Here is a 24,315-nt window from a genome sequence, read left to right as displayed (position 1 = left end):
GACACTGAAAGGCAACTAGTGCTCGACGTCAACTTTTTCGACGAACTGAAGATCGGCCTTGCGACGGCCGACGACATCCACAACTGGTCGTACGGTGAGGTCAAGAAGCCGGAGACCATCAACTACCGCACGCTCAAGCCCGAGAAGGACGGCCTGTTCTGCGAGAAGATCTTCGGACCGACTCGCGACTGGGAGTGCTACTGCGGCAAGTACAAGCGCGTGCGCTTCAAGGGCATCATCTGTGAGCGCTGCGGCGTCGAGGTGACCAAGGCCAAGGTGCGCCGTGAGCGCATGGGCCACATCGAGCTGGCCGCTCCGGTCACGCACATCTGGTACTTCAAGGGTGTGCCGAGCCGGCTGGGCTACCTGCTCGACCTGGCGCCGAAGGATCTCGAGAAGATCATCTACTTCGCCGCCTACGTGATCACCGCCGTCGACGACGAGCTGCGTCACGCCGAGCTCTCGACCCGCGAGGCCGAGATCGGTGTGGAGCGCAAGGCGATCCTCGACGATCTCGAGGCCGCTCTCGCCGAGCGTCAGCAGAAGCTCGAGGCCGATCTGGCCGAGCTCGAGGCCGAGGGCGCCAAGGCCGACGCCAAGCGCAAGGTCCGCGACGCCGCCGAGCGTGAGCTCAAGCGCATGCGTGACCACGCGAACCGCGAGGTCGAGGCTCTCGACGAGATCTGGGACAAGTTCACCAAGCTCACCCCGGGCGATCTGATCGTCGACGAGCGTCTGTACCGCGAGCTCGAGGACCGTTTCGGCGAGTACTTCACCGGCTCGATGGGCGCCGAGGCCATCAAGAAGCTGCTCGAGAACTTCGACATCGAGGCCGAGGCCGAGTCGCTGCGCGAGACGATCCGCAGCGGCAAGGGCCAGAAGAAGCTGCGCGCGCTGAAGCGGCTGAAGGTCGTGGCGGCGTTCCAGCAGTCCGGCAACTCGCCCCAGGCGATGGTGCTCGACGCCGTGCCGGTGATCCCGCCGGAACTGCGCCCGATGGTTCAGCTCGACGGTGGCCGCTTCGCGACCTCCGATCTGAACGATCTGTACCGCCGTGTCATCAACCGCAACAACCGTCTCAAGCGACTGATCGACCTCGGTGCTCCCGAGATCATCGTCAACAACGAGAAGCGGATGCTGCAGGAGTCGGTGGACGCGCTGTTCGACAACGGCCGTCGCGGCCGTCCGGTCACCGGGCCGGGCAACCGCCCGCTGAAGTCCCTGAGCGATCTGCTCAAGGGCAAGCAGGGCCGATTCCGTCAGAACCTGCTCGGCAAGCGCGTCGACTACTCGGGCCGAAGCGTCATCGTCGTCGGCCCGCAGCTCAAGCTGCATCAGTGCGGCCTGCCGAAGCTGATGGCTCTGGAACTGTTCAAGCCCTTCGTGATGAAGCGTCTGGTGGATCTCAACCAGGCCCAGAACATCAAGTCGGCCAAGCGCATGGTGGAGCGTCAGCGCCCCGCCGTCTGGGATGTCCTCGAAGAGGTCATCGCCGAGCACCCGGTTCTGCTGAACCGTGCGCCGACGCTGCACCGACTCGGCATCCAGGCCTTCGAGCCGCAGCTGGTGGAGGGCAAGGCCATCCAGCTGCACCCGCTGGTCTGTGAGGCGTTCAACGCCGACTTCGACGGTGACCAGATGGCCGTGCACCTGCCGCTGTCCGCGGAGGCGCAGGCCGAGGCCCGCATCCTGATGCTGTCCTCGAACAACATCCTGTCGCCGGCATCGGGCCGCCCGCTGGCCATGCCGCGTCTGGACATGGTGACCGGCCTGTACTACCTGACCACCCAGAAGGACGGTCTGACCGGCGAGTACACCGGTGCCACGGACGGCGACGTGGAGCGCGGCGTCTACTCGAGCCCGGCCGAGGCCATCATGGCCGTCGACCGCGGTGCGCTGACCATCCAGTCGCGCATCAAGGTGCGGCTGACCGACCAGCGTCCGCCCGCCGACGTGGAGGCGGAGCTGTTCCCGGAGGGCTGGACCCGTGGTCAGCCGTGGGAGACCGTCACCACCCTGGGACGTGTGCTGTTCAACGAGCTGCTGCCGCGCGACTACCCGTTCATCGACGAGCAGATGCCGAAGAAGCGTCAGGCCGTGATCATCAACGATCTCGCCGAGCGCTACCCGATGATCGTCGTCGCGCAGACCGTCGACAAGCTGAAGGACGTGGGCTTCTACTGGGCCACCCGCTCGGGCGTCACCGTCTCGATGTCGGACGTTCTGGTGCCGCCGGCCAAGGCAGAGATCCTGGAGCGCTACGAGGAGCGGGCCGACGGTCTGGAGCGCAAGTTCCAGCGCGGTGGTCTTACCCCCGACGAGCGTCGCGACGCCCTGGTCGAGATCTGGAAGCAGGCCACCGAAGAGGTCGGTAAGGCGCTCGAGGACTACTACCCCGACGACAACCCGATCACGATGATCCCGAAGTCGGGTGCCACGGGCAACATGACCCAGGTCCGCAACCTGTCGGGTATGAAGGGCCTGGTGACGAACCCGAAGGGTGAGTTCATCCCGCGCCCGATCAAGTCCTCGTTCCGCGAGGGCCTGACCGTTGCCGAGTACTTCATCAACACGCACGGCGCTCGTAAGGGTCTGGCGGACACGGCACTGCGTACGGCCGACTCGGGCTACCTGACCCGTCGTCTGGTGGACGTGTCGCAGGACGTCATCGTCCGCGAGACCGACTGCGGCACCGAGCGCGGCATCGTTGTGCCGCTCGGCGAGAAGCAGCCGGACAGCAGCATCATCCGCGACGCCCACGTCGAGACCTCGGCGTACGCCCGTACGCTCGCGGCCGATGCGGTCGACGCGGACGGAAACGTCGTGGTGGAGCGCGGGCACGACCTGGGCGATCCGGCCATCGAGGCTCTCCTCGCGGCAGGCATCTCCGAGGTCAAGGTCCGTTCGGTCCTGACCTGTGCCACCGGCACCGGCGTGTGCGCGCACTGCTACGGCCGTTCGATGGCCACCGGCAAGCTCGTCGACATCGGCGAGGCCGTCGGCATCATCGCGGCGCAGTCGATCGGTGAGCCCGGCACGCAGCTGACGATGCGTACCTTCCACCAGGGTGGCGTCGGTGACGACATCACCGGTGGTCTGCCGCGAGTCACCGAGCTGTTCGAAGCCCGTGTCCCCAAGGGCAAGGCCCCGATCGCCGAGGTCTCGGGCCGGGTCCGCATGGAGGACGACGACCGGTTCTACAAGATCACGATCATCCCGGACGACGGGAGCGACGAGGTCGTGTACGACAAGCTGTCGAAGCGTCAGCGTCTGCGCGTGTTCCGCCACGAGGACGGCAGCGAGCGTCTGCTGGCCGACGGCGATCACGTCGAGGTCGGTCAGCAGCTCCTCGAGGGCGCTGCCGATCCGCACGAGGTGCTCCGCGTGATGGGCCCGCGTCAGGTGCAGATCCACCTGGTCAACGAGGTCCAGGAGGTGTACCGGAGCCAGGGTGTGTCGATCCACGACAAGCACGTGGAGACGATCGTCCGCCAGATGCTGCGCCGTGTGACGATCATCGACTCCGGCGCCACCGAGTTCCTGCCCGGTTCGCTCACCGAGCGCGCCGAGTTCGAGGCGGCCAACCGGGCCGTCGTCGCCGAGGGCGGGGAGCCGGCTGCCGGCCGACCGGTCCTCATGGGCATCACGAAGGCCTCGCTGGCCACCGATTCGTGGCTGTCGGCGGCGTCGTTCCAGGAGACCACCCGCGTGCTGACCGATGCGGCGATCAACAACCGCAGCGACAAGCTCGTCGGCCTCAAGGAGAACGTGATCATCGGTAAGCTGATCCCGGCCGGTACCGGTATCAACCGCTACCGCAACATCGAGGTCCAGCCGACCGAGGAGGCCCGCGCAGCGGCGTACGCCCTGCCGACCTACGACGACACCTACTACAGCCCGGACGGCACCTTCGGTGCCCCGAGCGGTGCCGCCGTTCCGCTGGACGACTACGGCTTCGGCAGCGACTTCCGCTGATCCGACCGAACGCAGGGTCCCGTCTCCATCCGGAGGCGGGACCCTCGTCGTATCGTGCCTCGACCCGGCGAACGCCGCCGATTTAGAACGTGTTCTACGATGGCCGCATGGCTCTGATCACCGACAGTTCGATCGACATCGACGCTCCCGCCGCCGTGGTGTGGCAGGTGCTGACCGACTTCGATGCGTACGGCGAATGGAATCCCTTCCAGGTGGAGTGCCGATCCACCCTGCGGCCGGGCGATCCGATCGACATGCGCTTCCGGCTCGGTCCGGGCGGGCTGAAGCGGACGCGTGAGTACATCGACGCCGTCGACGAGGGCCGGTCGTTCTCCTATCGGATGAAGCCCGCGCCGTTCGGCGCGGTGCGCAGCCTGCGCAGGCACACCGTGGTGGACCTCGGCGACGGACGCAGCCGGTACGAGTCGCACTTCGAGATCACCGGCCCGGCGTCGGGCATCGTCAAGCTGCTGTTCGGCAAGGAGCTCGTCGCGAAGTTCGCTTCCGTGACGCGGGCTCTGGCGCCACGTGCGGAGGAACTCGCCCGGGAATGAGCGCGGCGTGCGCTCAGGCGCCGATCGCGCGCGCGATCATCGGCCATGAATTGCGAAGGTCGGCGTAGAACAGGCCCCAGGTGTGGACGCCGTCGGGCCGGTGCACGAAGGTGTGCGGGATACCCAGGGCGCTCAGCCGGTCGGCCATATTCGTGGTGCACCGCAGCGCGATGGCCTCCATGATGTTGCCGCCGACGAGCCCGCCGCCGGTGCGCAGCGGATCACCGTCGACGGGACCGGGCAGGCCCGAACCCGCCGACAGGTAGACGGCGGTGCCGCGCAGCTTGGCGGCATTGAGCACTGGATCGTGGGCACGCCAGGCCGGGCCGCCGGGAGGTCCCCACATATTGAGCACGTTGCCGCCGCCGCGGGCGACGATCGCCGTGGCCGCGATGGTGCCGAGCGGATCGGCGGCGCCGGGACAGCCGCTGTACGCGGCCACGGCGCGGTACTTTCCGGGCGCCTGCGTCGCGAGGTCGAGTGCCGGACCGGCGGACATGGAGACACCCGAGAGTGCGCTGACTCCGTTGGTGCGGAAGGCTCGGTTCACCGCTGCGGGGAGCTCCCGGTTGACGAAGGTCTGCCACTTGTTGCGGCCGAGGATCGGGTCGTCGGAGATCCAGTCGGTCATCATCGAGAACCGTCCGCCGATCGGCAGGACCACATTGGTGCGCTTATCGGCGAAGAACCGGCGAACCGGTGTGTTGTTGTACCAGGAGATCCCGTCCTCGGCACCGCCGGCGCCCGGCAGCATGTAGAAAGTCGGAAGTCCGCTCGGCCGTCCGGCGGGATGCAACACGTGCGCGCGGATCGTGCGATGCATCGACGGCGAGTACACCGAGATCAGGCTGACGGTGGCACTGATCCGTTGTTCCGCGGTCACGCGGGGCGCCGCATCGGCCGGAGCGGCGGGCAGCACCAGGAGCGCCATCGTGCCGGCGAGGGCGATGATCGCGAGGCGTGCGATCCAGGGCATGCGTCGAGTAGTGCGAGTTCCTGCCATACAGGGCACCGTACGAGACGGGTGTGACGGATGGGAAACCGGCAAAGCCGGTCGTTTCTGAATCGATAGAGTCGCGAGACTCGGCCCCCGTCGCCGGCGTGCGTTCGCGAGGAATGGATTTGTGCCACCTCGACCTGGGCGAAGTCAGATTCGTGCCACGTCGTCCGTTCAGCCGAAACGAACCCGGAATCTGGCACGAATTATGATTCGACCGATTTGCGAAGAGATCCGCCCCCTTCTGGAGAAGAACTGTGACTGAGCCCATGAACCGTGCGCAGCGCCGCGCACTCGATCGCGCCGAAGGCGCGCGCCGACGCCGGCTGAAGAAGGGGATCGCTGCGGTGGGAGCCGTCGCGGCTCTGGGTGCAGGTGCGGCCATGGCTCCCGCGGGTCACGCCTTCGCGGAGACCTCGACCACCGCGATCGCCGGGCTGGGCGATCTGGACCCGAACGCGATCCTCGGCATGCTCGACGATCCGATGGTCTCCCAATTCGTCGAGATGTGCCGGACGGGTGCGCTCGCGACCGGTCCGGACTCGTCGAAGAGCACGGAGTTCGATCCGGCGGCCCCGCCGCAGGCGATCGCGGACTGCAAGGGCTCCAACGGAACGGGCGTCGCGTTGGTGCTGCCCGAGACTCTCGAGGTCGGCCAGGCGGCCGAGAACATGGTGCTCGACCTCGGTGACGACATCAACCTGCTCGTCGTCAAGTACCGGATGGGGGAGCGGAACCTGCTCGAGATCCTCGGCGGCGTCACCCTCGGCAGGGACTTCGTGAAGGGCGCTGCCTCCGCGCTGGGCATGCCGAGGGTCGATCCGGGCGCGTTCGACAAGTACAAGACCTACGCCGAGATCCAGCGCGACGCGGCCCTGCCGGTGAACAGGGCGGCGAAGGACGGATGCCTCCAGAACGACGGATCGATCAAGAACACGGTGCTGGGCGGCTGCCTCTTCGTCGGCGGTACGAAGGTCACCAAGGGCGAGGATCTCAATCTCGAGAAGCGCACCGAGGCGCTCAAGCTCGCCGAATACCTGACCAACCACAAGTACGACTACACCCAGCCGCAGGATCTGCCTGCTCCGGTGAAGCCGATCGGCAGTTCCACCATCGTCGGCGACGGCATCAACGTCGCGCTGTCGATGCGCGGGGGAACTGCGCTCGCGCAGACCGCCAACGCGCTGGCGGTAGCGCTCGCCGGCGCCGATCACGGGCGGACGTCGACCGCGCAGTCGCAGCTGGGTCTCGCGTCCGCGGTGAACATGGACACCAGCGACATCAAGTTCACCTGGTTCGGACAGGAACTCGACTTCACCCAGCTGCGCAATGCGGGTCTGCTCGACTCCAGCCTCGCGGGTGAGGCCGGGGCCGACGCCGCCGGAATGCTCGATCTGGTCGACGGCATCAACGGCAACCTGCCGGGTCTGAAGGAGGTGGCCTGCTTCGGCTTCCAGACGCGGGCGACGGCGGAGGGCCTCGGTTCGTGTACCAACGCCCTCGGCACGTTCGACTACTACAAGGATCTGCGTCCGGTCACCGACGGCGGTCACCGCCAGGAGCAGTGGGGACTGACCGACGTCACGTCGTTGCTCTTCGGCAACGATGCGCTGCTGAAGCAGATGGCACCGCTGCTGTCGGGCGACGGCGACCTCGGCTCGATGATGGACACTCCGTTCGTGGCCGACATGCTCAAGGCGTTGATGTCCGGCGAGGACCGGATCAAGTTCGCCAAGGACTTCGTGCGGTTCACCAAGGACGTGCAGACGGTGTACGCCAAGGAACCGGTGTTCGAGGCCGACGGGGTGACCCCGAAGCTCGATGCCGACGGCAAGCAGGTGATGCGGGTCAAGACCGCGCCGCGGATGGTCGGCGTGTACGAGTGGGTCAATGAGGAGTACCAGGCGCCGGTCGTCGACGAGACCGGCGCTCCCGTCATCGACGAGGAGACCGGCGAGCAGAAGACCGAGACCAAGACCAGGTCGGTGAAGAAGCCCAAGCTCGGTCCCGACGGCAAGCAGCTGATGGAGCAGGCCACCGATGAGTCCGGTGCGCCGATCCTCGATCCGGTGGTGGAGCGGACCGTCACCGCGCACTGGCTGACCAGTGATTACGGACTGCGCAACCCGATCACCGTGGAATGGCTCGGACACCAGATCGTGTTCTTCCCGCCGGTGGAGGTGAACGGCAGCACTCGCCCGAACCTGATCGGACTGCCGCAGATCACGAGGATCACTCAGGGTGCGCACGCCGGCCTACTGCCGAAGATCAGCCTGGTGCAGGTGGACAATCCGTTCGGACTCGGCACCCTGAGCCTCGACAACCCCTTCGATCCCATCGGGACACTGCGCAACTACCTGAACACTGTCACGATCGGCGACGACGTGAAGTTCGCCAAGAACCTGATCGACGGGCTCACTGCGAAGCAGACAGGGCCGACAGGGCCGGGGAGTCCTGCCGAGCCGACGCAGGATGACGACACGGCGACCCTCGCCGCGGTCACCACCTCCGCTCCCGAGCGTGCGCTCGACGACGCGGTCGTCGGCGAACCGTCGACGAATCTGCCTCCGATGATCGTCAACCCGGCTCCGGAGCCGGCCCCGATCGAGATCGTCGCGCCCGCGCCGTCCCAGGAAACGCCGACCCAGGATTCGCCGTCTGAGGAGCCCGCCGCCGAGACGCCTGCGAGCGAGACCCCTGCGAGCGACCAGCCCGCGCCGGAGACTTCCGCCACCGAGCCCGCCCTCGCGGGCTGATCCGCCCGCCGGTGTTCCCATACAGTTGACGCATGGGTGTCCCGACCCGCTACCGATGGCTGCTCCACGTCGACCTCGACCAGTTCCAGGTCTCCGTGGAGCGGCAGCGGCGACCGGAGTTGGTCGGACAGGCGGTGATCGTCGGCGGGGACGGCGATCCGACGCGTGCCCGGCAGGTGGTGACCTGCGCCTCGTACGAGGCGCGCGCGGACGGAGTACGGGCAGGTATGCCGATGCGCGCCGCGAGCAAGAAGGCGCCCGACGCGGTATTCCTCCCGCTCGACATGGGGGAGTACGAAGCCGCATCCGAGCGCGTGATGGACGTCCTCCGGGGATTCGGCGATGCACTCGAGGTGTGGGGCTGGGATGAGGCCTATCTGGGAATCGAAGACCGCGCGGGCCCGCGTCTGCTGAGTGCCGCCGACGTCATCGAGACGGCGCGGAGCATCAGACGAGCGGTGGTGGCGGCGACCGGGTTGGACTGCTGCGTGGGCGTCTCCGACAACAAACAGCGTGCCAAGGCGGCGACCGGATTCGCGAAGCAGGCCGTCCGGAGTCCGGAGGCCGGCGAGGAACAGCGGGTCTTCGTGCTCGACGACGGCAACTGGGCCTCGCTGATGAACCACCGTCCCTGCCGCGAACTGTGGAGTGTGGGATCGCGGACCGCGGCCAAGCTGTCGGCCGCGGGAATCGACACTGTGGCGCAGCTCGCCGCCGCCGATCGAGACGACTTGACGGCGATGTTCGGCCCGCACCAGGGCGACTGGCTGTACGTGCTGTGCCGGGGCGGAGGCGATGACGCGATCTCCGACGAGCCGCGGATCGCCAAGTCGCATTCGAAGGCGCGGACCTACGACACCGACCTCACCGATCCCGGCCGACTGCACGAGGCGGTGCGGGCCCTCACCGAGGAGGTGCTCGAACAGGTGGTCGCGGAGGGGCGCACCCCGTTCCGTGTCGGCCTCACCGTACGGACGGCCACATTCTTCACCAGAACCAAGATGCGTAAGCTGCCGGCTCCGACGACGTCTCTCGATGCGATCGCGGCTGTCGCGGACGATCTGCTCGACGCCTTCGAGATCGACCGGCCGATCAGACTGCTCGCGGTGCGGCTGGAACTGCTCGACCCGGAGTGAATCCGGCGGCAGTGCGGCCGCCGGATTCCGGCGCGGGTCAGGTGAGGTTCACTCCGGCCGAACGAGCGTGCAACTCGCGGATCTCGTCGGCCAGTTCGGGGGCCGGACCGGAGACGGGGACGTCCGGTGCGACCTCGTTGATCGGCAGGGCCGCGACCGGGCCCTCGGGCAGACCCCACTCGGTGCGCCAGGCGCTGAGCCGGCGGGCGCCGACCGCGTAGACGATCCGCCCCAGCCCGACCCACGCGTGCGCCGCCGAACACATCGGACAGTGTTCGCCGGAGGTATAGACGGTGGCCGCGGCTCGTTGTTCCTCGGTCAGATTCTTCGCCGCCCACCGGGCGATCGCGAACTCCGGGTGCCGCGTGCGGTCGCCGGCACCGACCCGGTTGCGGTCGGCGAACCGGACCATGCCCTCGGCATCGACGATCAGCGAGCCGAACGGTTCGTCGCCCGAGTCGAGCGCTTCGCGGGCGAGAGTGATGCATCGACGCAGGTGCACCAGGTCCACGTCGGTCGGTGCGGTGATCGTGTGGGTCATGCGGCCGACGTTACCGTGGAGAACCCCGCGGTCAGCGGGGTACCCGGAACGCGAGGAGCCGGGCGTCGGCGTCCACGTCGAGCCCGAGGCGATCCCAGGGCACACCGATGCGCAGCACCGCGTAGGCGGAGGTCGGAAACCGGTCGATCTCGCCGGCCGGATCGAGGCTCAGGGCGGTCTCCGGCATGCCGGGGAAGTGCCCCACCACCAGCACGGTGGACGCTGCGGGCGGGGTGTGGATCCGAACCGCCTCGAACACCTCCGACGGCGTCCCGCCGTACAGATCATCGATGAACTCCACCGGCGCGGCGACGCCGGTCTGTTCGAGGGTCATCCTCGTCCTGAGCGAGGTGGAACAGAGCACCTGATCGACGGCGAGGCGGTCCTCGGTCATCCATCGTCCGGCGAGCTGCGCCTGCCGCATCCCGCGCTCATTCAGCGGGCGATCGTGATCGTAGACACCGTCCGGATAGGCGGACTTGCCGTGCCGCATCAGAATGAGGGTGCGGTCGGTCATGCGGCACCGGTACTGCGCACGGTGCGGTCGGCCGCCATGCGCCGAAGCAGTTGAGCGGTCTCTCGCCACGCCGAGACCTCCTGCACGTAGAGGACGTGCTCCTCGATGCGTTCCTCGGTGAGCGCCTCGTCGGCGAGCTCGGTCAGTTCCAGCAGTTCGTCGACGCAGTGGTTGATCAACGCCGGGATGCGCGAGCCCCCGCAGGCATCGTCGATGTCCTGCGACGACAGTGTCGTCATCCGCTCGAGTTCTCTGCGATAGCTCATGCCCACACGGTAGATCCAGGGGGTGACAGAACCGGGCAGGCGCGGCCGCGGCGGGGCCGGACGAGGCTTAAACCCGCTGTGGCCGCAACCCTGTGCGGCGCCTCGGGATCTTCGTACGGTTCCATCCATGACGACAACACAGCTCATCGACATCCCGGATTCGCGGACCCCGCTCAACTCCATCGCCGCCGCCACGGCCGATGCCGTCGCCGCCAGGGCGAGCAATGCCCAGGTGGTCTTCGGCGCATCCGCGGTGGCGACGGCCGGAGTGTCGAGCGAGGTCTCCCTGCGCTCGTTCAGCGTCCGGGTCGACGAGCCGCCGACCCTCGGCGGAACCGACAGCGCGCCCAACCCGGTCGAGTACTACCTGGCCGCACTGCTGTCGTGCCAGGTGGTGACCTACCGCTTCTGGGCCGAACGGCTCGGGGTGGAGTTCGACGATCTCACTCTGTCGGCCGAAGGTGATCTGGACGTCCGCGGGTTCTTCGGACTCGACGCCGACGTGCGACCGGGATTCACCGCGGTGCGCGTGATCGCCGACATCTCCGGACCTGCGTCGGACGGGGACTACCAGCGGCTCCAGGAGATCGTCGAACGCCACTGCCCGGTGCAGGACCTGACGGTGAACGCCACGCCGGTCACCACCGAACTCCGCATCGCACGCTGAGTCCCACCGGCCGGTAGCCGACTCGGGCGGTGTCGCGGGCACTAATCTGTCAGTGATGCATACCTGGGCACCGATACTGCTCGCGATCACCGCAGCAGTGCTGATCGCCGGCGGAACCGTGCTTCGGCAGCGGGCGTCGGCCGCCAGTGGCGCCATCACCGCCGGCTGGTGGCTCGGAGCCGTGATCGCACTGGCCGGCTTCGGTCTCCAGGCCGCCGCGCTCGGCCTCGGATCGATACTCGTGGTCCAGCCACTGGTGGTGCTGGCGGTCCTGTTCGCGCTGCCCATGGAGGCCTGGATAGACAGACGCCGGTTCGAGCGCGCCGAATGGCTGTGGGGTCTGACGCTCGTGGTGTGCGTGGTCCTGTTCCTGGTGCTCGCGCGCCCGGTATCGACCGATCGGCGACCGAACGTGGTGGTCATGGGCATCACGGTCGGGGCATTGGTGCTGGGGATCATCGGAATCGTGGTCAATGCCGAACGGTGCCGGAGCGCGCATTTCCGAGCGCTGAGCTACGGTCTGGCGTCCGGAGCGTTGTTCGGCGTGTCCGCACTGCTCATCAAGGCTGTCGCCCTGCGCATCGTGGACGACCCGCTGTCCGTGCTCCCGCATGCCGAGCTGTACCTGCTCATCGCGGTCATCGTGCTGGCGATCGTCGCGCAGCAGCGGGGTTTCGGTGCCGGCGATCTGCAGACCTCGTTCCCCGCGATGAACGTGATGGAACCGACCGTCGCCATGATCCTCGGCGTCGCACTGCTCGGCGAGAACATCTACGTCAGCGCGCCGACGGCCGTGTTCCTCTGCGTCGTGGCGCTGGTCGCGGCGACGGCGGTGGTCAAGCTCGCCCAGGACGCGGCGGTCCGAGGCGGACAGCGGAGTGAGACGCGTGAAGAGCGGGTGAACGTCGGACCGTGACGTCCACGCACTGAGTCGGGGTGTGTGCCGGCTCAGTCCTGCTCGATGAGCGCCGGGAGCGACTGCGCCCATTCCTCGGCGGCCTTGGCCGGCTTCACCGCCGAGGACGCGTCGTGGCGGAAATGCTCGCCGACCTGGACCGCGCCCAGCTCGGTGAGCTTGGCAGCCATGATCTCGCCGCCCTTGTTGTAGGTGTCGCCGTAGACGGTGTCGCCCATGCCGAACACCGCGAAACGCAGCCCGGCGAGGTCCGGCTTCTCCTCGTCCAGTTCGTCCGCGAACGGGAGCGCGCTGGAGGGCAGTTCGCCCTCGCCGTAGGTGGAACAGACGACCACCAGGAAGTCGTTCGCGTCGAGATCCTCGACCGCGAACTCCGCCATGTCGTACACCGACGGATCGTGGTCTGCTGCCAATACGTCTGCGATGGCGTCGGCCACGAGCTCGCCGGTGCCGGTCTCGGTGCCGTAGAGGATGACAGCTGACATAGTTGCTTACTCCTGGGTATTGCGGTCTGCGACGACGATTACGGTAGCGTAACCTAATCGCTCAGTCGAATCCCCTACCAGGGACTTTGTTCCCTCATGAGGCCGGGGCGGACCCGTTGCCCCACTGTCGTGACGACCGAGGGGCCCGTGATCGACGCTGCGATGAGGCTCGAGTGGCTGCCGGGACCATAGTCCTTTACGGGTGATGCTGTTGCCCATGAGGTGCCGAGCGTGGATACGATTGACGCCCGTCTAAGAAAGTAGGTCCCCATGGACTGGAGTTCGTTCTGGAACGTGATCTGGTACACGGTGCTGGTCTTCGCCTTCATCGCATACCTGATGGTGCTCTTCATGGTCCTGACCGACCTGTTCCGCGACCACAAGCTGGCCGCCGGATGGAAGGTCGTCTGGATCATCTTCCTCATCGTTCTTCCGTATCTCACAGCGTTCGTCTACCTGATCGCGCGCGGGCGCGGCATGACCGAACGCAGTCAGGCAGCGGCGCTGGCCGCGGAGAAGGCGAACCAGGAGTACATCCGGCACGCGGCGGGCAAGAGCTCGCCGGCCGCCGACATCGCGACCGCGAAGTCGCTGCTCGATGCGGGCACCATCACCGAGGCCGAGTACGAGGCCCTCAAGGCCAAGGCCCTCGCGTCCTGAGCTGATCGCATTCGACCCGATGCCCGGGACCTGCTCGTCAGGTTCCGGGCATCTGCGTCTCTCGGGGCACTGCCCGCGTCTCTCGGGCACTGCGTCTTCCGGGCGGAGTCCGCGGGGCCGATTACTGTGGGGGACGATCGGACTGCCACGGGAAGGGGCGTGATGGCGACGCGCATCGACAGCTGGATCTGGGCGATCCGGCTCACCAAGACGCGGTCGGCCGCGGGTGCCGCGTGCCGCGCCGGACACGTCCAGCTCAACGGTGCGACCGCCAAACCCGCGGCGCCGGTGTCGATCGGCGACCGGGTCACCGTGCGGCTGAACGGTCGCGAGCGGATCGTCGAGGTGACGCGGCTGATCAGCAAACGGGTCTCCGCACCGGCCGCGGCCGAGTGCTACATCGACCACAGTCCGCCTCCGCCGCCGCGGGAGGTTCTTGCCAGCCTCCCGCGGCGCGATCGGGGTTCGGGACGGCCGACGAAGCGCGAACGCAGGCAACTCGACCGTTTCCGCTCGGAGATCATGCTGGTGACGCTCGCCGCGCTCGCGGCGCTGCTGCTCGCCGGGTGCTCGGGCGGCGGTTCCGACTCGGCGGATGTCTCCGAGACGCCGAAGGCGGGAACGGGTCCGCAGTTCGCGCGATGCGGTGGGCTGACGACCGACGACGTGGTCCGGATGTCGGGCATGGCGGGTCTGCGGCTGGCGATCGACAATCCCTCGACGTGTGAATGGCGCGCCGACGCGCAGCGCAACGGTTCGGTCTCGTTCAACTGGTACCGCGGCTCGCCGATCGGACGCGAGCGAGGGACCGAACAGCTCAGCCGCGACACGACGCAGGACTACGAGATCGACGGCAATCCCGGCTTCCTCGCCCATACCGCGGGAATCTGCGAGATCGGCGTCGCGTGGGACGCCGATTTCATCGAGATCTCGCTGGCGTCGCCGATCAGTCCGGGCGCCGGTCCCACCATCGCCGAGGACCAGCTGTGCGGCGCCGCGAAGAGCATCACCGAGAAGGTCGTGAAGGGGGCGGCATGACGTCGATCCGGAGGCGGGCGACCGCGGCGGTGCTGGGCCTGGCAGCGGTCGCGGCGTCGGCGGCGTGCACGGTGGACGGACAGCCCGTCCGCGAGGGAGGAGCGGTCGGTTCCGACACCGGCCACGTCGACACCAGCCGTTTCGACAAACTGCTCGCCGAGTGCGAGGTACTGCCCGCGGCGACGATCGCGAAGGCGGTGGGCGGAACCACCGCCGAATCGAACTTCTTCGGAGCGAACTGCCGTTGGTCGGTGCTGCCGCAGCAGATCGACGTGACCTTCAACTGGTTCGAGTGGGGCGATTACAACCTGGAGAAGGAGACCGCGCAGCATCTCGGCTTCACCACCGAGAACATCTCGGTGCAGAGTCAAGCGGCCTTCACCCAGCGCGACCCCGCGAGGCCGGCTGTCTGCGGAGTGACCGCGAAGTCGCCCGCGGGCGGGATCTTCACGTGGTGGGTGGAACCGGAGGGGCAGCAGGCCGGTGACGCCTGTGCCGCGCCGGTCAAACTGATGGAGTTGATCCTGACCGGCGCCAACTAGTCCGCGCGGGATTCACGGCGCGGGAATCGACGCCACCGAGACCGACGCCGCCACCTGCGGTTCGCCGGCGTCGTCCGGGATGACGAACCAGATCAGCAGGGTGCCGTCGAGCCGCTGCCTGCGGATGGTGACGCGCGTGCCGGGGGTGATCGGACGCAGGTACTCGATGATCGCCCGGTGCGGTCCGTCGATCAGGTCGGCGTGATGGACCAGCTCGTCCTCGACCGCTTCGAAATAGGCGGCGTTGTTGAGGTGCTTGAACGGGTCGAAGTCGGTGATCCGCAGGACGTGTTCCCGGTCGGGCAGTTCCAGTGCTTCGGCCGCCGGCGGGGTGGCGGGATTCATCGCCCTCCAGCGCAACCGGTGCTCGTCCGTCATCGCGGTGAGCGTCTCCATCGCGAGATCGCTGATGCGTGCGGGCGTTCCCGACGCGGTCATGTTGATCCAGAAGGCCTCGGTCTCCACGAGGCCGTTGGGCCGAGGCTCGGGATTGAACCGGTTGGTGCCGCCGTCGGCGGTGATCCGGACGCGCATGTTGGTCCACCGCGTCGACAGTGCGCCGCACCACCGTTCCATCCTCAGCTCCGACGGCCAGGTGATCGGTTCGAGGACGTCGATCACGGTCCGGCGGATGATCCAGAAGGGGTCGGTGTCGGCGAACGGAAGGACGGCGATGTTGTCGTTCGCGACGTCCTGCAGATATCGAGCGATCCCGTCGAGCCGAACTCTCATGTCCTGGTCGATGTCGCCGGTCCGGACGCGGTATCCGGCCGAGTAGAAGTCGGCTCCCGGCTTGCGGTCCTCCAGGGGCCGGTAGGCCTGCGGTGCGGTCATTCGGGTGGGGACTCCTCTGCTTCGTCCGGAGACGGGGATACGCTTCGGGCATGGCGGGGTGTGACCTCGAATACGGTACTCTCGGAGAAACTAGAACACGTTCACCCTTGAGCTCGAAGGGATGTCCCAGATGACGCACGTAATCACGCGATCCTGCTGTAACGACGGATCTTGCGTTGCCGTCTGCCCGGTCAATTGCATTCATCCGACACCGGACGAACCGGACTTCCTCACCGCCGAGATGCTCTACATCGACCCGGAGACGTGCATCGACTGCGGCGCCTGCATCGACGAGTGTCCGGTGAGCGCGATCTATCCGGACGATCAGCTCCCCGAGAGGGAAGAGCCCTTCCTCCAGATCAACGCCGACTACTACAAGGACCACGACGTCGAAGGCGGACTCGTGCGGCATCCCAAGCCGCCGCAGCTGCCCGACACCGAACTCCGTGTCGCCATCGTCGGAGCCGGGCCCGCCGCCTTCTACGCCGCCCAGGAGTTGGTCAAGAAGGCCCAGGTGCGCGTCGACATGTTCGACCGTCTGCCCACCCCGTACGGGCTGGTCCGGGCCGGAGTCGCCCCCGACCACGCGCAGACGAAGGGGGTCGAGGAGACCTTCGCCGCGGTGGAGCGGAAGCGGAACTTCACCTACCACCTGGGCGTGGAGGTGGGCGAGCACATCACCCACGACGAACTGCGCGAACGCTACGGTGCCGTCCTCTACGCCGTCGGCGCCGCACACGACCGCCGCCTCGACATCCCCGGTGAGGATCTGGCGGGCTCGATCGCCGCGACCGACTTCGTGGCCTGGTACAACGGCCACCCCGACCACGCACAGCGGGAGTTCGACCTCAGTGCCGAGCGCGCGGTGGTGATCGGCAACGGAAACGTGGCGCTCGACGTGGCGCGCATCCTGGTCACCGATCCCGACGAGCTCGCACGGACGGACATCGCCGACCACGCACTCGACGTCCTCCGCGCGTCCAAGGTGCGCGAAGTGGTGGTCGTGGGACGGCGCGGTATCGAGCACGGCGCCTTCACCAACGGGGAGTTCGTGTCGCTGGCCGACCTCGAAGGCGTCGACGTGGTGATCGACGAATCGGAGTTGACGCTGTCCGAAGAGACGGCGGCCGCGCTGGCCGACGACTCGCTGGACTCGGTGATCGCGACCAAGATCCGCCTGGCCCGGGAGTTCGCCGCGATGCCGCGGACCGAGGGGAATCGACGGATCGTATTCCGCTTCCTGACCTCTCCGGTGGAGATCACCGGTGACGGTGCGGCCGCCTCGGTGAAGCTGGTGCGCAACCGCTACATCGGCGACGGCGGGATCGAGCGCACCGACGAGATCTCCGAGCTCGACGCCGGGCTGATCGTCCGGTCGATCGGATACCGGAGCCGGCCGATCAAGGGCCTGCCCTTCGACGAGGGCCGGTCGGTGGTCCCGAACGCCGGCAGCCGCGTCCTCGACGGGTCGGCCGGGGATCCGATTCCGGGCGTCTTCGTCGCCGGCTGGGTCAAGCGCGGACCCACCGGGGGCATCGGCCGGAACCGGCTGTGCGGCGAGGAGGCCGCGGCGGCGATCCTGGCCGACTTCGCCGCCGGCGCGCTGACGGATCCCGCGGTCGACAACTCCGACGTCGCCGACCTGGTGGCCTCTCGCGGCGCACATCGCGTGGATCTGGCGGGCTGGAAACGCATCGACGCGGCCGAACGCGAGGCCGGGTCGGAGTCCGGCCGCCGACGGGTCAAGTTCGTCTCCGTGGAGGAGATGACCGGCGTGGCCGGTCAGGCCGATCCCGTCGGACAGGCCTTCTAGTGCGGATCGCGCTGCTGTCGTACCGCAGCAAACCGCACTGCGGGGGCCAAGGCGTGTACGTCCGCCATCTCTCGCGGGAACTGGTCGCACTCGGCCACGACGTGGAGGTCTTCTCCGGTCAGCCGTATCCCGAGCTCGACGCCGGCGTCCGGCTCACCAAGGTGCCGAGCCTGGACCTGTACGGCGAACCCGAACCGTTCCGGACTCCGCGGCTCGGCGAGTATCGCGACTGGATCGACGTGCTCGAGGTGGCGGCCATGTGGACCGCGGCGTTCGGTGAACCGCTGACGTTCAGTCTGCGGATGGCGCGGCTGCTGCGCGGCCGGCGAGCCGACTTCGACGTGGTGCACGACAACCAATGCCTGGGCTACGGGCTGCTCGATATCAAGCGTCAGGGTTTCCCGCTGGTGGCGACGATCCATCACCCGATCACCCGCGACCGTTCGCTGGCGGTGAAGGCCGCCGTGGGACTGAAGAAGATCAGCGCGTGGCGGTGGCATTCGTTCCTGGCGATGCAGGGCCGCGTGGCGCGGCGGATTCCGTCGCTGCTGACCGTCTCGAACAGCAGCGAACAGGACATCCGCGATGCGTTTCACGTGGAGCCGGGCGCACTGGCGACCATCCCGCTGGGCGTCGACGTCGATCTGTACGCGCCCCGCGGCGAGCGGGTCCCCGGGCGGATCGTGTGCGTCGCGAGCGCCGACGCACCGCTCAAGGGGGTCTCGTACCTGCTGGAGGCGGTCGCCAAGGTGGCCGTCGAACGGGACGTGCACCTCACGCTGGTGTCGAAGCTGGATCCGGATGGCCCCTCGGCGCGGCTGATCGACGAACTGTCCATCGGCGAGCGGGTGTCGGTGGTCTCCGGACTCGACGACGCCGAGCTGGCCGACCTGTTGGCGAGCGCGGAGATCGCCTGTGTGCCCTCGCTGTACGAGGGCTTCTCGTTGCCCGCGGTGGAGGCCATGAGTTGTGGCACACCGCTGGTGGCGACTCGTGCGGGCGCGATCCCGGAGGTGGTCGGCGAGGACGAGTCGGCCGCCCTCCTGGTTCCTCCCGGCGATGCCGGCGCTCTCGCGCAGGCGCTGCTCCGGCTGCTCGAGGATCCGGAACTGGCGGCGCGCACGGGCGCGGGCGGTCGCGCCCGTGCCACCTCGAGGTACAGCTGGTCGGCAGTCGCCAAAGCGACAGCGGATCGATATCGGGCGGCCGTCGACGCCGCCGCGGGCGAAGGGAACTGACACGTGCTCACTGTGGATTTCGACCGTCTCGCCGTCGGACCGGGAGTCAAGGCCATCGACATCGGCGCCGGTCAGGGCCGTCACTCGTATGAGATGCTGCGCCGCGGTGCGGAGGTCATCGCCTTCGACCGGAACGAGAAGGACATGGCCGACGTCGCGGAGATGTTCGGCGCGCTGGCCGCGGCGGGGGAGGTTCCCGAATCGGGTGTCGCGCGCACCGAGGTCGGCGACGCGCTCGCGCTGCCCTACGACGACGAGTCCTTCGACGTCGTGCTGATGTCGGAGATCCTGGAGCACATCCCCGACGACGAGGCGGCCATCGCCGAAATGGTCCGCATCCTCAAACCCGGCGGGTCGGCCGCGGTCACCGTTCCCCGCTACTGGCCGGAGAAGGTGTGCTGGGCGCTCTCGGACGAGTACCACGAGGTGGAGGGCGGCCACGTCCGTATCTACCGCGAGTCGGAGCTCGCCGACAAGCTCGCTGCGGCGGGCCTGGAGATCACCGGCTCGGGACACGCGCATGCCCTGCACGCGCCGTATTGGTGGCTCAAGTGCGCGGTCGGCGTCGACAACGACCGCAACCCGCTGGTCCGCGGCTATCACAAGATGCTGGTGTGGGACATGATGAGTAAGCCGTGGGTCACCCGTGCGGGCGAGCAACTCTTGAATCCGCTCGTCGGGAAGTCGGTGGCGATCTACTTGCGCAAGCCGGCCGGACTAGCCGAATCCGCGTAACGATGGCCGTCCCCTCCGTGTCCGGCGTCCTGACGCCCGCGCAAGTGCGCGCGACCGGAGCCGCGATCGTCGGAATGCAGGAGCCCGACGGTGCGCTTCCGTGGTTCCCGGGCGGCAAGACCGACCCGTGGGATCACGTCGAGTCGGCGATGGCCTTGTCGGCGAGCGGCTACCTCGACGCTGCTCGTGCGGCGTACGAATGGTCGGCGCACACCCAGCGCGACGACGGTTCCTGGCCGATGGAGCTGCGGGCCGGGCGGGTCGTCGACCCCGGCGTCGACAGCAACTTCTGCGCCTACATCGCGGTCGGAGTGTGGCATCACTATCTGATCACCGGTGACGAGGCCTTCCTGTGGAGCATGTGGCCCACGGTGCGTGCCGCTCTGGACCGGGTGTTGATGTTCCAGCGCGGCGACGGGGCGTTCCGATGGGCGGCCGACTACCGGACCGGAGCCATGTTCGACGACGCCCTCCGGACCGGTAATTCGAGCATCTACTCGGCGCTGTGCTGCGGTATCCGCATCGCGGGCGAGGTGGGAGCCGACGCCGGCACGTGGGAGCGTGCGCGCGGTGACCTCGCGGTGGCGTTCACCCGGCCCGACGAGGTCTTCGTCCCGGCCGGCGAGCATTCGATGGACTGGTATTACCCGGTTCTCGGCGGGCCCCTGCGCGGCGATGCCGGCCGCGCGCAGATCGATGCGGAGTGGGAGAGGTTCGTGGTTCCCGGACTGGGAGCGCGGTGCGTGGACCATCGCCCGTGGGTCACCGGCGCCGAGACCAGCGAGCTCGCGCTGGCGCTGGAGGCGCTCGGCGACGTGGATCGCGCGGCGGCGATGGTGGAGTCGATTCAGCACCTGCGTGATCCCGACGGTTCGTACTGGACCGGGCTGGTCTTCGCGGACGGTAAGCGCTGGCCGGTGGAGCGCAGTTGCTGGACGTCGGCCGCGGTGATCCTCGCGGCGGACGCGATCAGCCGTGCGACACCCGCCGGCGGCATCTTCGCCGAACTCGACGACGACCGTCTCGCAGCCGATGAACCGGTAGCGCAAGGGCGATGATTGGACTAGTGTCCAGTCTAGCGTCCAGTGAGGGCGTCTGAGTTCGGAGGGCCAAGTGGATTACGGAATCGTGCAGTTCACCAGCGACCGCGGTCTGCGACCGCACGAGTTGGCGCCGCTGATCGAGCAGGCGGGCTTCGCCGCGTACTACGTGCCCGAGCACAGTCACATCCCGACCAGGCGCGAGGCGGCCCACCCGCGGACCGGCGACGCGAGTCTCCCCGACGAGAGGTACACCCGGACGCTGGACCCATGGACGTCGTTGGCGGCCGCGGCGGCGGTCACCTCGCGCATCGAACTGTCGACGGCGGTGGCGCTGCCCGTGCAGTCGGACCCGCTGACCCTCGCGAAGACGATCGCGACCCTCGATCACCTGTCGGGCGGACGCGTGCGCCTCGGCGTGGGCTTCGGCTGGAACCTGGACGAGTTGTCGGACCACCACGTCCCGGCGGGCCGCCGGCGCACGATGCTGCGCGAATACCTCGAGGCGATGCGCGCCCTGTGGACGCAGGACGAGGCCGAGTACCACGGCGAGTTCGTCGATTTCGGTCCCAGTTGGGCGTGGCCGAAACCGTCCCGGACCATCGGCGTGTCGGTGGGCGCGGCGGGCACCGAGAAGAACTTCACGTGGATCGCGCGCAATGCGGACGGTTGGATCACGACACCGGGCGAGACCGACATCGACGAGTCGGTGGCCCTGCTCAAGACGATCTGGGCCGACGCGGGACGCGACGGCGCACCGCAGATCGTCGCGCTCGACATGCGGCCGGACGCCGAGCGTCTGGCGCGGTGGGACCGGATCGGAGTCACCCGCGTCCTCTACGGGCTGCCGGACGAGAACGCCGACACCGCGCGCTCGTATCTGGAGAAGCTGGCGGGCAAGCTCGGACTCGGAGTCGCCGCGTAGGCTCAGCGGATCCGCCGCAGGACGCGCAGTGAACCGTGCGCGGACTGCTCGGTGAACCGGCCGGAGTCGAGGGCCTGACGGTAGATCTCGTACGGCGGCCGCCCGCCGTCGTTCGGGTCGGGGAAGACGTCGTGGATGAGGAGTGCGCCGCCGGCGCGGACCCACCCGGACCACCCGTCGTAGTCGTTCTGCGCGGCTTCCATCGAATGGCCGCCGTCGATGAACACGAAATCCACCTCGCGTCCCCAGACCCGCGCGGCGGCGGTCGAGGGCGCGAGCAACCCGAGCACAGTCGATTCCAGCCCGGCGTCGTACATCGTCCGCCGGAAGCGGGCGGCCGTGTCGAGCAGTCCGCTGTGACTGTCGACGAGTTCGGTGTCGTGGTACTCCCAGCCCGGCTGATGCTCCTCCGAACCGCGGTGGTGGTCGACGGTGACCACCAGGGCGCCGTGTGCTTCGGCGGCGGCGCCGAGGAACACCGTCGATTTTCCGCAGTAGGTGCCGATCTCGACGCCGATGCCGACCGAGTCGGGCTGCGAGAGATACGACGTCGCCGCCTCGTGCAGTGCGAGGGCCTCATCGAGCGGCATGAAGCCGGGCGCTTCGTCGGCTACGCGCAGACGCTCGTCGGACAGTCCGTTGGTGGGGGAGGTCAATGCCATCGTTCAATCGTATAGACAGGTGTCCGACGGTTACCGTGGAAGTCATGAAAGCACAGGTGATCGTCAATGAAGTGGGCCCGGAAGGCCTGGAACTGCAAGAGATTCCGGCTCCCGAGCCGCAAGCGGGTCAGTACCTGGTGGATGTGCGGTCGTGCGGAGTGTGCTTCCCCGACCTGCTGATGAGCCGCGGCGAGTATCAGCTGCGGCCGCCGCTGCCCTTCGTTCCAGGCACCGAGGTTGCCGGCGTCGTCGCCGCGGCTCCGGAGGGCGGTCGGTTCGCGGTCGGCGACCGCGTGGTCGTCGCATCGATGCTCGGCGGATTCGGTGAGCAGATCGCCGTGGCCGAACAGCAGTTGTTCCCCCTGCCCGACGAACTGAGCTTCGACGAGGGCGCCGCGCTCGGCATCAACTTCCAGACCGCGCTGTTCGCCTTGAAGATGCGGGCGAATCTGCGGACCGGCGAGACCGTCGGGGTGCTCGGTTCCGCGGGCGGCATCGGTGTGGCCTCGATCATCGTCGCCAAGGCACTCGGCGCCCGGGTCGTCGCGGTGGTGCACCGGACCGGCAACGAGGAGATGCTCCGGGCGCTGGGCGCCGACGAGGTCATCGCACTGACCGAGGGGTGGAAGGACCGGGTCCTCGAGCGCACCGGGGGAGGCGTGGACGTGCTGATCGATCCCGTCGGCGGTGAGGTCTTCGACGAGGCGCTCCGCACCGTCGCGCCCGACGGCCGTTTCGTGGTGATCGGCTTCGCCGCCGGCGGCATCCCGACGGTGAAGCTCAACCGCGTGCTCTTCCGGAACATCTCCGTCGTCGGCGCGGCCTGGGGCGAATACATCCGGACGCACCCCGAGGTGCCCGGGCTGCTGCACGAGGACATCGTCCGGTTGGTCGGGGAGGGGATGCGACCGCCGGTGAACCACGTCTACGAACTCGCCGAACTGCCGCGGGCGCTCACCGATCTGGCCGAGGGTCGCGTGCGGGGCAAGGCGGTGGTGCGGATCTCGTGACCGCGGCCTCCCGGACCGCGGCGGCGAGGTCCGCGAGCAGTGCCGGATCGGCGCGGTAGGGCGTGTTGAAGCCCAGCCGGTCCACCCACGGTCCGTACCGATCCACCAACTCGGCAGCGCCCGAGCCGATGTCGTCGACGGTGACCGCGACGGCGTCGACCAGCGCGTCGTCGACCATCTGAGCCATCGCCGTCCAGTCGCCTGCGCGTGAGAGCTCGTGCAGCCTGGGGCCGAGCTCGGCGCGGCCGACGGCTTCGAGCACCGGATGGTAGGCGGGCGTGGAGCCGTAGAACGCGACCTGCGTCCGCACGGCTTCGCGCGCCGCCGCGCGGTCGGCTGCGTCGCGCCCGGTGATCACCATCGCCGAGTGGTGGACCTCCGGGACCCGGCGCCGCGCCGACGCCGCGCCTGCGGCCAACGCGGGCAGGGTGGTCTCACGCAGGAACGCGGGCGGGCACAGCGGATGCGAGAGGAATCCGTCGGCCGTCTCGCCCGCGACCGCCGTCATCCTCGGCCCCACGCCCGCAAGCCAGATCGGCGGCGGACCGAAGCCCTCCACCTCTCGCGCGTCGGGCCGGAACAGCGGCGGCATCAGCGTGTGCTGGTAGAACTCGCCGCGGTGGTCGAGGCGGCCGCCCGTCTCCCAGCTGTCCCAGATCGCGCGGATCGCAGTGACCATGTCGCGGATCCGGTCGGCGGGGCGGCTCCACGGCATCCCGTATCGCCGGGTGATGTGCGGCTTGATCTGAGTGCCGAGGCCGAGCACGAACCGCCCGCGTGAATAGGCCTGCAGGTCCCATGCGGTGGTCGCCAGCAGCATCGGGTTTCGGGCGAACGCGATCGCCACCGAGGTCCCGAGCCGTACCCGCTCGGTGCGTTCCGCGGCGAGCAGCAGCGGCAGGAACGGATCGTGGGCGCCTTCGAAGGTCCACACTCCGTTGTATCCGGCCGATTCGGCGGCGGCCGATGCCGCGCCCATCTGCTCCAATCGACAGACGATCGTCGTGT

The 24,315-nt window shown here is 68.2% G+C and carries 23 protein-coding genes; 15 read left to right on the top strand and 8 right to left on the bottom strand.

The window, feature by feature from the left end:
- Positions 1 to 18 precede the first annotated feature (18 nt).
- Positions 19 to 3,975, top strand: coding sequence for a DNA-directed RNA polymerase subunit beta' (locus Y710_RS10035; protein WP_062367413.1), 3,957 nt, complete (start codon positions 19 to 21; stop codon positions 3,973 to 3,975).
- A gap of 107 nt (positions 3,976 to 4,082) precedes the next feature.
- Positions 4,083 to 4,529 (top strand): SRPBCC domain-containing protein, encoded by a 447-nt coding sequence (locus tag Y710_RS10030; RefSeq protein WP_045536598.1) that lies wholly within the window; start codon positions 4,083 to 4,085, stop codon positions 4,527 to 4,529.
- Positions 4,530 to 4,542: 13 nt separating this feature from the next.
- Here Y710_RS10030 and Y710_RS10025 read toward each other — a convergent pair whose 3' ends face one another.
- The gene (locus Y710_RS10025; protein ID WP_062367412.1) at positions 4,543 to 5,505 is read right to left on the bottom strand and encodes an alpha/beta hydrolase; all 963 of its coding nucleotides are present in this window, start codon (positions 5,503 to 5,505) and stop codon (positions 4,543 to 4,545) included.
- A 278-nt stretch (positions 5,506 to 5,783) separates the two neighbouring features.
- On the opposite strand from Y710_RS10025, the gene Y710_RS10020 reads away from it, so the two are divergent.
- Complete coding sequence (locus tag Y710_RS10020) at positions 5,784 to 8,282, top strand: hypothetical protein (protein WP_156479438.1); 2,499 nt, start codon at positions 5,784 to 5,786, stop codon at positions 8,280 to 8,282.
- 32 nt (positions 8,283 to 8,314) lie between these two features.
- Complete coding sequence (locus Y710_RS10015) at positions 8,315 to 9,418, top strand: DNA polymerase IV (RefSeq protein ID WP_062367410.1); 1,104 nt, start codon at positions 8,315 to 8,317, stop codon at positions 9,416 to 9,418.
- A 37-nt stretch (positions 9,419 to 9,455) separates the two neighbouring features.
- Here Y710_RS10015 and Y710_RS10010 read toward each other — a convergent pair whose 3' ends face one another.
- Genes Y710_RS10010 through Y710_RS10000 form a run of 3 tightly spaced genes read right to left on the bottom strand, consistent with a single transcriptional unit; the run spans position 9,456 to position 10,742 of the window.
- Positions 9,456 to 9,959, bottom strand: coding sequence for a nucleoside deaminase (locus Y710_RS10010; RefSeq protein ID WP_062367409.1), 504 nt, complete (start codon positions 9,957 to 9,959; stop codon positions 9,456 to 9,458).
- Between the two features lie 31 nt (positions 9,960 to 9,990).
- A complete protein-coding gene (locus tag Y710_RS10005) occupies positions 9,991 to 10,476 on the bottom strand; it encodes a SixA phosphatase family protein (RefSeq protein ID WP_062367408.1) in 486 nt (161 codons plus the stop codon).
- Positions 10,473 to 10,742: a hypothetical protein gene (locus Y710_RS10000; protein WP_231875722.1), complete on the bottom strand. Its 270-nt coding sequence runs from the start codon at positions 10,740 to 10,742 to the stop codon at positions 10,473 to 10,475. The genes Y710_RS10005 and Y710_RS10000 overlap by 4 nt, the downstream gene beginning before the upstream one ends.
- A 127-nt stretch (positions 10,743 to 10,869) precedes the next feature.
- On the opposite strand from Y710_RS10000, the gene Y710_RS09995 reads away from it, so the two are divergent.
- Together Y710_RS09995 and Y710_RS09990 are read left to right on the top strand one after the other, a co-directional pair.
- The gene (locus tag Y710_RS09995; RefSeq protein WP_062367406.1) at positions 10,870 to 11,409 is read left to right on the top strand and encodes an OsmC family protein; all 540 of its coding nucleotides are present in this window, start codon (positions 10,870 to 10,872) and stop codon (positions 11,407 to 11,409) included.
- A gap of 55 nt (positions 11,410 to 11,464) precedes the next feature.
- Positions 11,465 to 12,325, top strand: coding sequence for a DMT family transporter (locus Y710_RS09990; protein ID WP_039866598.1), 861 nt, complete (start codon positions 11,465 to 11,467; stop codon positions 12,323 to 12,325).
- Positions 12,326 to 12,357: 32 nt separating this feature from the next.
- On the opposite strand, the gene Y710_RS09985 is transcribed toward Y710_RS09990, so the two are convergent.
- Entirely contained in the window at positions 12,358 to 12,810 is a 453-nt protein-coding gene (locus Y710_RS09985; RefSeq protein WP_045536613.1) for a flavodoxin domain-containing protein, read from the bottom strand.
- Positions 12,811 to 13,080: 270 nt separating this feature from the next.
- Between Y710_RS09985 and Y710_RS09980 the strand changes: the two genes are divergently transcribed.
- The 3 genes from Y710_RS09980 to Y710_RS09970 all read left to right on the top strand — a co-directional run bounded on the left by Y710_RS09980 (position 13,081) and on the right by Y710_RS09970 (position 15,050).
- Complete coding sequence (locus Y710_RS09980; RefSeq protein ID WP_006894423.1) at positions 13,081 to 13,470, top strand: SHOCT domain-containing protein; 390 nt, start codon at positions 13,081 to 13,083, stop codon at positions 13,468 to 13,470.
- Between the two features lie 162 nt (positions 13,471 to 13,632).
- Positions 13,633 to 14,508 carry a DUF3558 family protein gene (locus tag Y710_RS09975; RefSeq protein WP_006894424.1) on the top strand — a complete coding sequence of 292 codons (876 nt, stop codon included), beginning with the start codon at positions 13,633 to 13,635 and terminating at the stop codon, positions 14,506 to 14,508.
- On the top strand, positions 14,505 to 15,050 hold the full coding sequence (locus Y710_RS09970; RefSeq protein ID WP_006894425.1) for a DUF3558 domain-containing protein: 546 nt from the start codon (positions 14,505 to 14,507) through the stop codon (positions 15,048 to 15,050). Before Y710_RS09975 ends, Y710_RS09970 begins: the two co-directional genes overlap by 4 nt.
- Before the next feature lie 12 nt (positions 15,051 to 15,062).
- Here Y710_RS09970 and Y710_RS09965 read toward each other — a convergent pair whose 3' ends face one another.
- Positions 15,063 to 15,884 carry an acyl-[acyl-carrier-protein] thioesterase gene (locus tag Y710_RS09965; protein ID WP_062367405.1) on the bottom strand — a complete coding sequence of 274 codons (822 nt, stop codon included), beginning with the start codon at positions 15,882 to 15,884 and terminating at the stop codon, positions 15,063 to 15,065.
- A 130-nt stretch (positions 15,885 to 16,014) separates the two neighbouring features.
- Between Y710_RS09965 and Y710_RS09960 the strand changes: the two genes are divergently transcribed.
- The 5 genes from Y710_RS09960 to Y710_RS09940 are packed head-to-tail and all read left to right on the top strand — an operon-like array spanning position 16,015 to position 21,635.
- Entirely contained in the window at positions 16,015 to 17,697 is a 1,683-nt protein-coding gene (locus Y710_RS09960; protein WP_062367427.1) for an FAD-dependent oxidoreductase, read from the top strand.
- Positions 17,697 to 18,935 carry a glycosyltransferase family 4 protein gene (locus tag Y710_RS09955; protein WP_062367404.1) on the top strand — a complete coding sequence of 413 codons (1,239 nt, stop codon included), beginning with the start codon at positions 17,697 to 17,699 and terminating at the stop codon, positions 18,933 to 18,935. Before Y710_RS09960 ends, Y710_RS09955 begins: the two co-directional genes overlap by 1 nt.
- A 3-nt stretch (positions 18,936 to 18,938) precedes the next feature.
- The gene (locus tag Y710_RS09950) at positions 18,939 to 19,670 is read left to right on the top strand and encodes a class I SAM-dependent methyltransferase (protein WP_062367403.1); all 732 of its coding nucleotides are present in this window, start codon (positions 18,939 to 18,941) and stop codon (positions 19,668 to 19,670) included.
- Between the two features lie 2 nt (positions 19,671 to 19,672).
- Positions 19,673 to 20,728, top strand: a complete 1,056-nt coding sequence (locus Y710_RS09945; RefSeq protein ID WP_006894430.1) for a hypothetical protein — start codon at positions 19,673 to 19,675, stop codon at positions 20,726 to 20,728.
- A 55-nt stretch (positions 20,729 to 20,783) separates the two neighbouring features.
- Positions 20,784 to 21,635, top strand: coding sequence for an LLM class F420-dependent oxidoreductase (locus tag Y710_RS09940; RefSeq protein ID WP_006894431.1), 852 nt, complete (start codon positions 20,784 to 20,786; stop codon positions 21,633 to 21,635).
- Positions 21,636 to 21,637: 2 nt separating this feature from the next.
- On the opposite strand, the gene Y710_RS09935 is transcribed toward Y710_RS09940, so the two are convergent.
- Positions 21,638 to 22,297 (bottom strand): class I SAM-dependent methyltransferase, encoded by a 660-nt coding sequence (locus Y710_RS09935; RefSeq protein ID WP_006894432.1) that lies wholly within the window; start codon positions 22,295 to 22,297, stop codon positions 21,638 to 21,640.
- 44 nt (positions 22,298 to 22,341) lie between these two features.
- On the opposite strand from Y710_RS09935, the gene Y710_RS09930 reads away from it, so the two are divergent.
- Positions 22,342 to 23,307, top strand: coding sequence for an NADPH:quinone oxidoreductase family protein (locus tag Y710_RS09930; RefSeq protein ID WP_197462931.1), 966 nt, complete (start codon positions 22,342 to 22,344; stop codon positions 23,305 to 23,307).
- Here the strand turns inward: Y710_RS09930 and Y710_RS09925 are convergent.
- Positions 23,252 to 24,286, bottom strand: a complete 1,035-nt coding sequence (locus Y710_RS09925; RefSeq protein ID WP_156479440.1) for a TIGR03617 family F420-dependent LLM class oxidoreductase — start codon at positions 24,284 to 24,286, stop codon at positions 23,252 to 23,254. The two genes, Y710_RS09930 and Y710_RS09925, sit on opposite strands and share 56 nt — an antisense overlap.
- Positions 24,287 to 24,315: the final 29 nt, after the last annotated feature.

The organism is Gordonia sp. QH-12, from assembly GCF_001578675.1.
Classification (GTDB): Bacteria; Actinomycetota; Actinomycetes; order Mycobacteriales; family Mycobacteriaceae; genus Gordonia; species Gordonia sihwensis.
Note: the sequence above shows the minus strand (reverse complement) of the source record. Positions and strands in the feature narration are given on the sequence as shown.